The sequence below is a fragment of the Chloroflexus sp. genome (assembly GCF_056331925.1).
Genome location: NZ_JBWGQH010000008.1, coordinates 36714 through 47252 on the forward strand (window position 1 = coordinate 36714; position 10539 = coordinate 47252).

Consider the following 10539-nt stretch of genomic DNA (forward strand, 5'->3'; position numbering starts at 1 on the left):
CCTTACGGTAGGACAACTAATACGCCCTGTTGCGCTTCGTGGCCGGGAATACGGCAATAAAACCGGTATTCGCCGGGAGCCGGTGCTCGAAACGTCAAAATTGCATCAACGCCCGGATCGGCTGAGACGGTGCGATCACCGGCTGGAAGTTCGATGGTAAAGCTGTGCGCAACTTGGCCGCGATTGCGGAGACGGATAAAAATCTGTTCGCCGGTTTGGGCTTCGACCCGGTCAGGATCAAAGCGCATTTCGGTCGCGGTGATTTCAATCGTGCGTTCACGCAGCGGTTCACCGCAAGCGCTGAGCAAGAGCAGTCCAGCGATAAGAACGACGGTAATGAGCACAATGTGCTTGGTCAGCGAATGAAGTGTTGTCTTCATCATGATACTCTGCGTGCGATGTATGATAGGTCGCCTGTGACAGCTTAGCGGTTTTCGGGTAAAATGGCAAAAGACCTAACCTTCAAAGAATGATCGGCTGTTGTGTAATCGCTTGCCGGTATGGCAAGTAGATGGGCTAATGTATTACTGTGTGCATTGGCAATCGGTGTGTAGTAATTATTGTAGCAGCCATCGGTATCCTGCTTGTTAATCTTACCCTCAGTGAAGCGTCAAGTTTCTACAGTAGTTGGTTGAGGAGAGCATGCTCTATCCACTGGTATTGATTGCACTAGCCGCAGCACCGTTGGCGCTGATTGCTCGCGCTTCCGGTCGTGAACGGATTGCGTGGGGGTTGGCTCTGATCCCGCTGGCGATCTTTGGCTTGACACTCGTACAGGCCGGCCCGGTCTGGTCAGGCGGCCATGTCGCTGAGCGGATCGATTGGGTACCGGCGTTGGGGCTTCAGCTTAGCTTTACCCTTGATGGGTTAAGTTTACTCTTCGCGCTGATTATCAGCGGGATCGGAACGCTGATCGTCGGTTATGCCGGTCATTATCTTGCCAAGGACAGTGGTCTGGGCCGCTTTCTAGCCTACCTGATGCTGTTTATGGGGGCAATGCTCGGATTGGTATTGGCCGGTAATGTACTGACGATGTTCGTGTTCTGGGAATTGACCTCGGTTACGTCGTATTTGCTGATCGGCTACAAGCACGATTACGCCGATGCCCGGCGTGGCGCGTTGCATTCACTTCTCGTGACCGGTGGTGGTGGGTTGGCACTGCTGGTTGGCTTACTGTTGCTAGGGCAAGCTGCCGGAAGTTACGAGTTGAGCGATATTCTGGCCGCCGGTGATCGCTTGCAAACCCATGCGCTTTATCCAGCCGCAGTGGTGTTGATCCTTATAGGCTGTTTTACCAAGTCGGCCCAAGTTCCGTTTCACTTCTGGTTGCCGGGGGCGATGCAAGCACCAACGCCGGCGAGTGCCTTCCTCCATTCGGCAACGATGGTCAAGGCCGGTGTCTACTTGATGGCGCGGCTCAGCGCGGCACTGGGCGGTACCGCCCTATGGGACGTGACACTGGCCGTGGTTGGTGGTACTACCATGACCTTCGCCGCAATTGTGGCAATGCGTCAGTTCGATCTCAAGGCGATGCTCGCCTATACTACCATCAGTATGTTAGGTGCTTTGACAATGCAGATCGGTCTGGGTGGTAAGTATGGCGCTGAAGGGGTGGCGACCAATATTTTGGCCCATGCCCTCTATAAATCGGCCCTGTTCATGCTGGCCGGTGTGATCGACCATGAGTGTGGAACGCGCGATCTGCGGCGGCTGGGTGGGCTACGTTCGTATATGCCGATCACGATGGTGATTACAGCGTTGGCTCTGCTTTCGTTTGGTGGTATTCCGGTAATGTTTGGTTTTGTTGCCAAAGAGCTGATGCTGGAGGCGGCCCTCGAGACCGAACTCGGCGCAACGCTCAGTGTGTTGGCAGTGGCAGCAATTGCCGTGACCGCAGTGGCGTATCTGATTACCGGCTGGCGGTTGTTTAGCAATACCTTTCTCGGTCAGCGCAGTATGGCCATGATGCAGCAACACATTACTGACCCCACACCGGGGATGTTGGTCGGTCCTGGCGTGCCGGCCTTGTTGTCGCTGCTCATCCCTCTGGCATTGCTCGGCCCGATAAGCGGATTGATCGGACCGGCCAGCTCGGCGATCTACGGTAAGGCGCTTGAGGTCGAATTGGCCCTCTGGCACGGGATCAATCCGGCGCTGCTCGTCAGCCTTAGCGCGATTGTGATGGGCGCGGTGTTGGCACGCTTCGGTGAGCAATTGGCGGATCTGCGTGGTTGGCCGGTGTGGTCGCGGGGCGATATGATTTTCGACCGTCTGATTGAACAAACTCTGGCCGGTGCTACGGCGTTGACCCGCATGCTCCAATCGGGTCAGTTGCGGCGCTATATCTTGATCACCGCACTGACGATGTTGGTGTTTGTTGGGGTGCCGTTTGTAAGGTTTGGTTTCGATGCGGTTCGCTTCGACGTTGATCCGCAATTGCAGTTTTATGAGATACTGGCCGCGTCGCTCATTCCCATTGGCGTAATCGCTACTATTCGGGCGCGTACCCGCTTGGGAGCCATTATTGCTGTCGGCGTGGTCGGTGCGATGGTTTCGCTCCTGTTCGTGCTCTTCTCGGCTCCCGATCTCGCCTTAACCCAACTGTTGATCGAAGTGCTCTCTACTGTCTTTTTGTTACTCGTCTTCTCTGTTCTGCCGGTGCGGTTCGAGAGCTTTTCGGCGGCGTGGGTGCGGCGACGCGATGCGATCCTCGCAACCGTGATGGGCGTACTGATGGGCGGTTTGGTATTGGCTATCGCTACCAATACCTCCTTCGCTTCATTGGCTCCGTTCTTTCTCGAAAATAGCCTTGAGAAGGGCAAAGGCGCCAACGTGGTCAACGTGATTTTGGTTGACTTCCGCGGTTTCGATACAATGGGCGAAATTACCGTCTTGTTTATTGCTCTGCTCGGTATCTACGGGTTGTTGCGTCTACGACAGGGGAAAGATAATGTCACACCGGAACGAGTTCCCACTACCGAACTGGTCGGCGAACCGATCGATACCCAGAGATAGTGCTCTCTACGACTCGCTGATTCTGCGCACGATCAGCCGGCTGATGATGCCGCTGCTGATGCTCCTATCGATATTTATGCTGCTGCGTGGGCACAATCTCCCTGGCGGTGGCTTTATCGGCGGCTTGTTAGCCGCAAGCGCAATCATCCTCCAAATGATCGCGTTTGGGCCGAAGACGGCTCGCCGGATTTTGCCGATCAATTATCTCATGTTGGCTGCCTTTGGGGTCTTTTTTGGCGCGATTTGGGGTGTGCCGGCATTGTTTTCCGGCTTACCCTACATGCAGGCTTTTTGGTTGCCTGAACCGATCCCTGGTGTTGGTAAGATCGGTACGCCGGTACTGTTTGATGTAGGGGTGTATCTAACGGTGATTGGGGTGACGACAAAGATCGCTTTATTGCTGGTCGAAGAGCCTACCCTCTTCCCCTTACCGGCAATGAAATCGGCGCCTGTTGAAGCAGAGGGCGAGGAGGTTGCATGATCATCCTGTTGGCGATTGCAATCGGTTCGCTATTCGGCGGTGCTACCTACTTGATGCTGCGCCGCTCCGTGGTCAAGCTGATTTTGGGGCTAATCATGTTGAGTCATGGCGTCAACCTGCTCATCTTCACTATGGGCGATGGAGTGCGCCGTGGCGCACCGCCACTGGTTGATGCTAACGGCCAACCGCCACCCGGTGTCGCCGATCCGTTGGTGCAGGCACTGATTTTAACCGCTATCGTGATCAGTTTTGGGTTTACCGCTTTTGTGTTAGCACTGGCCTATCGCTCGAATCAGGCGGTTGGAAGCGACGATCTTGATGATCTTTCGACAACTGACCGATTGTAAGGGAACACTGTTGGGCGAATAGTTGGTGCCTTAGCGCGCAGTATAGCGAATGGCAGGAATAGCACCATGGTTTTTCATCTCTTCGTGCCGATTGTTTCACCGCTGATCGGTGCAGCACTGGCCGTTTTGCTTCACCGCCAACGCCTCGTTGCGAGGACTATTACCATCACCAGCATACTCATCAACCTCGGGTACGGCCTATGGCTGATGAGTGTTGTGCCGACAAGGGGGCCGTTAGTGGCGCAGGCATCGGGTTGGCTGGCGCCGTTTGGTATCTCGCTGGTCGTTGATGGCATGAGCGCGCTTATGGTGATGCTGGCAGCATTGCTCATGCTTCCTACCGTCATCTATAGCTTTTACTCGGTAGATAACGAGCGCGAACGACACTTCTACTATCCACTCTTGTTACTCTTGTTGCTCGGCGTCAGCGGTGCGTTTCTGACCGGCGATCTCTTCAACCTGTACGTTTGGTTTGAGGTATTGCTGGTGGCCTCATTTGGCCTGATAACGCTCGGTGGTAGCCGTGACCAGCTCGAAGGTGGTTTAAAGTATGTGGTGCTCAATCTGTTGGGTAGTACCAGTTTTCTGTTTGGGTGTGGATTGACCTACGGGTTTGCCGGGACGCTCAATATGGCGCATATTGCCGAGCGTATGGCAACGCTCGGTAATCCCGGTTTGCAGACGGTGCTGGCCGGCATCTTTCTCTTTGCCTTTGGCAGCAAAGCAGCAATTGTTCCCCTCTTCTTCTGGCTACCATCGAGTTACCATACACCGCCGGTCGCGGTAACGGCAATCTTTAGTGGCTTGATGACGAAGGTGGGTGTCTATTCACTTTACCGAGTGTTTGGGTTGCTGTTCCAGAACGAATTGGCGATCTATGGGCCGTGGATCATCCTGTTGGCCGGTCTGACGATGGTGATTGGCGTGTTGGGGGCAGTGGCGCAGATGAATGTACGCCGCATCCTCAGCTTTCATATCATCAGTCAGATCGGCTATAGCGTGATGGGGTTAGGCTTGGCGAGTGCTGCCGGTCTCGCCGCCGGTCTTGTCTTTACCGCCCACGTTATGATCGTCAAGATGGCACTGTTCTTTATCGGGGGAGCTGCCGAACAAATCAACGGGACCGGCGATCTGAAGAAGATGGGCGGTCTGGCCCGGCGTGAACCATGGCTGGCGTTGTTCTGGTTCCTTGGGATTCTCTCGCTGGCCGGCATTCCACCACTGAGTGGCTTTATTGGCAAACTCATTCTCTTGCAAGTAGGTGTCAGCCAACAGGAGTATCTGATCACGGCTGTTGCCGCCGGCACGAGTATTCTGACCTTCTTCTCGATGCTCAAAATTTGGAACGAAGTCTTCTGGAAGAAGTCATACGAAGATGTTAATCGGTTACCGCGGGTGCGTTTTGGGTTGCTCGCACCGGGTGCAGCCCTCGTTATCCTGAGTGTGGCTCTTGGCTTGCTGGCGGGGCCATTCGTTGAGTACAACACGATTGCCGGGCAACAGGCGTTTGACCGGGCAACATACATTACCGCCGTCTGTGGGGCAGATGGTTGTGAAGCGGTGTATCGGGCTGCAGTGAAGTAGAGGTCGATATGATCGTATTGGTGCTGATACTCACCCTGACGTGGATGGCTTTGCAGAGCAGTTTTACCCTGCCCGATCTCATCGTTGGGCTCATCATCAGCTACAGTCTGGTGACGCTTGCAAGCCGCTTCCTGAGCGCGCCATTTACCGACGGGGGGTTGGGCCGCTCGCGTATCGATAATCGGAACTATGCACGGCTAACGCTGAAATGGATTTCCTTTATTGGGTTTGCCTTATGGAGTATTCTCAAGGCAAATATTGATATGGCCCGGATTGTGCTCTTCCGACGGGTAGCTGATATTAGACCGGGCATTATCGCTATTCCACTTGATGTGAAGAGTGATGCCGGGATTACCGTGCTGGCTAACCTGATCACACTGACGCCAGGGACGGTATCGCTTGACGTGTCAACGGATCGGCGCACGATTTACATTCACTGTATTGATGTGCAAGATGCCGATGCAGTGCGGGACGATATTAAGCAGAATTTCGAGCGGCGGGTGATGGAATTGTTGCCGTAGAGGTAGCTATGTTCAATATGCTGATAGCAATATTAATGGGGATTGTCGCGATCTCGATGATACTCTGCACTGCTCGTCTCTTGATGGGACCGAGTATTCCCGACCGAGCAATGGCGTTCGATACCCTGATGGTACACGTTGTTGCGTTGGTGGCACTGTATGTGGTGATAACCGATCAGTTAGCGCTTGTTGATGCGATCTTGGTCGTTGCCGTCTTAGGTTTTCTTAGCACGGTGGCGATTGCGCGCTATATTGAGGAGGGGCGTAGTTGATGGATCTCAAAGAGATTGTAACCCTCGTGCTGGCAACTATCGGTGTCGTGTTCATGTTGTTGGCGGCGATTGGTATGTTAAAGCTGCCTGACCTCTACACCCGCGTTCACGCCACGGGCAAAGCCGGTACGTTAGGCGTAACCGGTGTGCTACTATCAGTCGCAGTCCATCATGGTGATCTGGTAGCAGCCGCAAAGATGATAGCCTTAATTGCATTTTTCTTGTTAACGGCACCGGTTGCTGCCCATATGCTTGATCGGGCTGCCTATTTGACCGGAGTACGCCGCGCACCACAGACGGTGCAAGACGATTTGGTCGGTAAATACGATATGGAACAAGGTCGGTTACGCTAAGTCATAACCGCACCGGTTACCGATTGTCTGCCGACGAACCGCGTTGGGCGGCTGCCACAATCTGCTGCAAATAGTGTTGCCAATACTGCTGGTTCGCGCGGGTCAAGCGTCGGATTGCGTCGATATCGCCGGCTTCACCGGCTGCAACGGCAGCAGCGAGTGACTCTTGGAAGGCACGGGCGAGGTCGGCGACAGCCTTTCGTAATTCGGCATTCATGGCTCGTTGCCGTTCGAGCTGCTCATACAGCCACTCATTGAGGCGCAGTTGTTCTTCGAGCTGTTCACGCAACCGCTGTTCGGTTGGAGTCATAGCACACCTCAAAAATCGCAGCGCCCAACCTGTGGCAGGTCGGGCGCAAATTGGCGGGGAGAGTGAGATTCGAACTCACGAGGGCTTATTAGGCCCTACCCGTTTTCGAGACGGGCACGTTCAACCACTCCGTCATCTCCCCGTGTCGCGTCTTGGCTTATTATAGCGAGATCGAGCGATCTGTGCAAGCGGTTCACACCCGCTTAAGCACCACCATGGTCATATCGTCGGCTTGCGGGGTATCACTGACGAAAGCGGAGACGGCTTGCAGGATGGCCTCTACAATCTCGTGTGGTGAGAGGTGACTGACGGAGCGTAGTACTGTGGACAAGCGCTCATCACCGAATAGTTCGCGCTGTGGATTCATCGCTTCGGTGATGCCGTCGGTGTAGAACAGCACAACATCACCCGGTTCGAGGATGATTTCGCCAGGTGTAAACTGCGGATCGGGAATGATGCCAAGTACAATCCCTTGTGCAGCGAGCGGTGTAACCTGTCCGGTAGCCCGTTGATAGAGTAAAGGGTAATTATGACCACCGTTGGCATACGTAAGATGGCCGGTGCTCGGGTCAAGCAGGGCATAGAAGCAAGTAACGAACAGACCGGCGCGCGAGTCGGCGAGGATAATGCGGTTAGCACGTTGGAGAACGGCAACCGGCGGTCGACCGTCGATGGCACTTGCCCGCAAGATGGTTCGTGAAAGGGCCATAAAGAGTGCAGCCGGGACGCCTTTATCGGTGACATCGGCAATAACTATCCCGAAGCGTGGATTATGGCCGGAGGCAGTGGGTGACGTCTCGATAAAATCGTAAAAATCGCCACCGACGCGGCGGGCGGCGCGGTAGAAGGCTTCAATGTGCCAGCCCGGTAACAGTGGACAACAATCGGGTAAAAAACTCGCCTGTATTTCACTCGCCAAATCAAGTTCACGCTCGAGTCGCTGACGTGCAAGCTCTGCCTGATGAAGTCGTTCGCGGTCGATCAATTGGGCTAATTGGCTGGCAAGCAGGCCAAGCAGCTCTGCTTCGCTATCGAGAAAGGTACGGCTAGAAACAGTATTGACCATCAGCAGGCCGATCGGTGTGCCACCAATCTCAATCGGTACCGCAAGATGACCTTGAAAGTTTTGTCGGCATAAGAGTGGTGGTAAGCGTTGGAGGGTTTCTGCCGGTAGTTGGCTGCTGCGTTCTGGCAAATACCACAAGTGTGGATGCTCATCATCAAGGATCATCGGCCAAGCCTGATCTGATGGTAGCTCCCAGCCATGACATGCCCGTAAGATAGCTCGTCCACCCTCTTCATCAGCCTCGATAAACGCACAGGCGTCGGCGTCGAGTAGGCGAGTGCCGATGCGGAGAAGCCGCTGCAACGTCGGCTCAAGATCGTCACTGCCGAGTAACTCTTGTGAGAGTGACAGTAAGGCGCGTCGTTCTTGTCCTCGTCGAACGCTTACTTCCGCATAGAGACGCGCTTGGGCGATAGCCGTCCCCAATATGTGACTAATAGCAGCGATCAGGTGTTGATCGGCAATTGCAAGTCGCGCCCAACGACTCGTCGCGAGGTTGAGTAAACCAACCGTGCGTAGGCCATCGTGCAACTCGACCGAAACGTGGTGGGAAAGACCACGCTTATCCCCAATAGCAATGCGTAGCCGCGAACAGTCAATGAGCGATGGCTCGCGGAGTTGGCCGGTTTGGCATGCCACCTGACACGCGCATTCACCTTGCCAGGCTAACCCGGGATAGTTGAGAGCCGGCGGGAGCCGATGGCGAGCGGCAAGGACGAACTGATCTCGCTCATCGCGGAGATAGATCCAGCCCGCCTCTAATCCGGTTAGCTCTAGAATATGTGTAAGCGCTGCATCGAGGGCGACACGCAAATCGCGGGTTTGATTCAGTGCGTGAGTAAGTGAGCGTAATGCGGCCCATTCAGCAATACGTTGAGATGACATAATATAGTAAACTAAGCTGATCGTCAGACGAGTGAAGTGAGATGGTGTGGGTAGAGTAAAAAGACATCCAACAACGAATAAACGAATGGATCGTTGCGCTCGTTGTTCGCTCGTGCGCGATCCACTACGTTTATTCGTTGAGATGGGCTATGAGAGCTTTTTCCGACTGATCGAAACCCCGTCACGCAACGGAATGATCACCGACTCAAGCTGCGGATGTTCCATAATTGCCCGATTGAAGCGTTGGATGCCACGCACGAGTGGCGAAACGTCTTCTTCAAGCACTTGCGCGCTACACAGCACGTTATCGGCAATCAGGACACCACCAGGTTGCAAGAGAGGAACACACAACTCCAGGGCCTGGGTTGCCTGCATATCGTTGGATGAACTGCGGAGCACATCGAGGAAGATCAGGTCAAATTGTTCGTTCAGCGATGGTAACAACTCGTACCATTCACCGAGATGAATGGTGATCAGATCGCTCATTCCCGCTGCACTGATCACCTCGGTAGCCAACTTCACGCGCTCAGGGTTGCGTTCGATAGCCGTCATCTTGCCACCGGTTTGGCGGAGTGCCTTCATAATGTAGATTGCGGCGTATCCCGTAGTGATACCGACTTCGAGCGCGTTGCGGGCATTCATCATCAGTGCTTGTAAATAGAGAAATTGCCCTTGTACCGGCCCAACGAGTGATAGACCCTGCTGTTTGGCGCGTGTTTCAAGGCTTGCCAAAACCTCGTCACGCGGTGGCATCAGATCGTGGAGATAGTCTTCAATTGCAGTATTCGTGATGTCGTATCGCATCACGCCCTCCTAACCTAGATTTTCGCGGTGGTACATGCGGCTGTCGCCCCAATGGCGTCAGTTGCATATGCAAACAATTCGGCTCAGACTAAATTGTATCACACCCTTGGCATTATTGAAGTACGATCTGTGGCTATCTGTTCTCGGTTACGGGCAAGATAGAAGGCTGAACGTCTTACGGTGATGCCTATCTTGTGGTATGATCTGAGTTATCACATATGCGTAAGTTTGCAGCGGGAGGGCAGCCGTGGCCGCGATTCGTATCCTAATTGCCGAGGATAATGATCTCGTTTCGCTCACTCTTGAAGAGCAACTGAAGGGGTTGGGCTACGAGGTAGTTGGTATTGCTCGCACCGGTGCAGAGGCGGTAATGCTGGCTAGTCGCCTGAAACCTGATCTGGTGATTATGGATATTCGGATGCCGGAGATGGACGGTACCGAAGCAACCTCGCGAATCCGTGATCAGACGGGAATACCGGTTGTGATGTTGACGGCGTTTGCCGATAAGGAGACGATTCGACGTGCCGAAGCTGCTGGTGCGCTGGCCTATTTAGTGAAGCCGGTGAATGAGCAAGAGTTGCCACCGGCAATTGCGATTGCTTTAGCACGCCATCGAGAAATGCAGAGTTTGCGGAATGAGAATCTCGAGTTGCAAGAGGCACTTGAGGCACGTAAGTTGATCGAGCGGGCGAAGGGTATCCTTATGCAACGCCTTGGCCTTACTGAGCGTGACGCTTACGAGCGGCTGCGCCAGCGTGCTCGTGATAAACGTACTAAGATGAAGGATATTGCGCAGGCGATTATCGAGGCGGAAGAGTTGCTTGGCTCGTGACTCGGAAGGCGCAGAGGGTGGGAAACGCAAAGACGCGAAGGACGCAAAGATCGCGAAGGGATATGATAG

The 10539-nt window shown here is 54.2% G+C and carries 12 protein-coding genes and 1 tRNA gene; 8 read left to right on the forward strand and 5 right to left on the reverse strand.

What is annotated here, in order from left to right; genetic code table 11:
• Positions 1–2: 2 nt before the first annotated feature.
• Entirely contained in the window at positions 3–383 is a 381-nt protein-coding gene (locus tag AC01ZF_RS05825; protein WP_476575201.1) for a cupredoxin domain-containing protein, read from the reverse strand.
• A 259-nt stretch (positions 384–642) separates the two neighbouring features.
• Between AC01ZF_RS05825 and mbhE the strand changes: the two genes are divergently transcribed.
• The 7 genes from mbhE (at position 643) to mnhG (ending at position 6573) form a co-directional block, all read left to right on the forward strand.
• Positions 643–3015, forward strand: a complete 2373-nt coding sequence (gene mbhE / locus AC01ZF_RS05830; protein ID WP_476575202.1) for a hydrogen gas-evolving membrane-bound hydrogenase subunit E — start codon at positions 643–645, stop codon at positions 3013–3015.
• Entirely contained in the window at positions 2951–3496 is a 546-nt protein-coding gene (locus AC01ZF_RS05835) for a Na+/H+ antiporter subunit B (RefSeq protein WP_428111516.1), read from the forward strand. The genes mbhE and AC01ZF_RS05835 overlap by 65 nt, the downstream gene beginning before the upstream one ends.
• On the forward strand, positions 3493–3843 hold the full coding sequence (locus tag AC01ZF_RS05840; RefSeq protein ID WP_287904910.1) for a sodium:proton antiporter: 351 nt from the start codon (positions 3493–3495) through the stop codon (positions 3841–3843). Before AC01ZF_RS05835 ends, AC01ZF_RS05840 begins: the two co-directional genes overlap by 4 nt.
• A 66-nt stretch (positions 3844–3909) precedes the next feature.
• Positions 3910–5427 (forward strand): proton-conducting transporter transmembrane domain-containing protein, encoded by a 1518-nt coding sequence (locus tag AC01ZF_RS05845; protein WP_424675365.1) that lies wholly within the window; start codon positions 3910–3912, stop codon positions 5425–5427.
• Between the two features lie 8 nt (positions 5428–5435).
• A complete protein-coding gene (locus tag AC01ZF_RS05850; protein ID WP_424675366.1) occupies positions 5436–5948 on the forward strand; it encodes a Na+/H+ antiporter subunit E in 513 nt (170 codons plus the stop codon).
• 17 nt (positions 5949–5965) lie between these two features.
• Positions 5966–6220, forward strand: coding sequence for an MrpF/PhaF family protein (locus AC01ZF_RS05855; protein WP_424675367.1), 255 nt, complete (start codon positions 5966–5968; stop codon positions 6218–6220).
• The gene (gene mnhG, locus AC01ZF_RS05860) at positions 6220–6573 is read left to right on the forward strand and encodes a monovalent cation/H(+) antiporter subunit G (RefSeq protein WP_424675387.1); all 354 of its coding nucleotides are present in this window, start codon (positions 6220–6222) and stop codon (positions 6571–6573) included. The genes AC01ZF_RS05855 and mnhG overlap by 1 nt, the downstream gene beginning before the upstream one ends.
• 16 nt (positions 6574–6589) lie before the next feature.
• Here mnhG and AC01ZF_RS05865 read toward each other — a convergent pair whose 3' ends face one another.
• The 4 genes from AC01ZF_RS05865 to AC01ZF_RS05880 form a co-directional block, all read right to left on the reverse strand.
• Positions 6590–6883: a DUF2203 domain-containing protein gene (locus AC01ZF_RS05865; RefSeq protein WP_424675368.1), complete on the reverse strand. Its 294-nt coding sequence runs from the start codon at positions 6881–6883 to the stop codon at positions 6590–6592.
• Positions 6884–6934: 51 nt separating this feature from the next.
• Positions 6935–7025, reverse strand: a tRNA-Ser gene (locus tag AC01ZF_RS05870).
• Between the two features lie 51 nt (positions 7026–7076).
• Positions 7077–8834 carry a GAF domain-containing SpoIIE family protein phosphatase gene (locus tag AC01ZF_RS05875; RefSeq protein WP_424675369.1) on the reverse strand — a complete coding sequence of 586 codons (1758 nt, stop codon included), beginning with the start codon at positions 8832–8834 and terminating at the stop codon, positions 7077–7079.
• Between the two features lie 147 nt (positions 8835–8981).
• The gene (locus AC01ZF_RS05880; RefSeq protein WP_476575203.1) at positions 8982–9638 is read right to left on the reverse strand and encodes an O-methyltransferase; all 657 of its coding nucleotides are present in this window, start codon (positions 9636–9638) and stop codon (positions 8982–8984) included.
• A gap of 247 nt (positions 9639–9885) precedes the next feature.
• Between AC01ZF_RS05880 and AC01ZF_RS05885 the strand changes: the two genes are divergently transcribed.
• Positions 9886–10470, forward strand: coding sequence for an ANTAR domain-containing response regulator (locus tag AC01ZF_RS05885; protein WP_424675370.1), 585 nt, complete (start codon positions 9886–9888; stop codon positions 10468–10470).
• Positions 10471–10539: the final 69 nt, after the last annotated feature.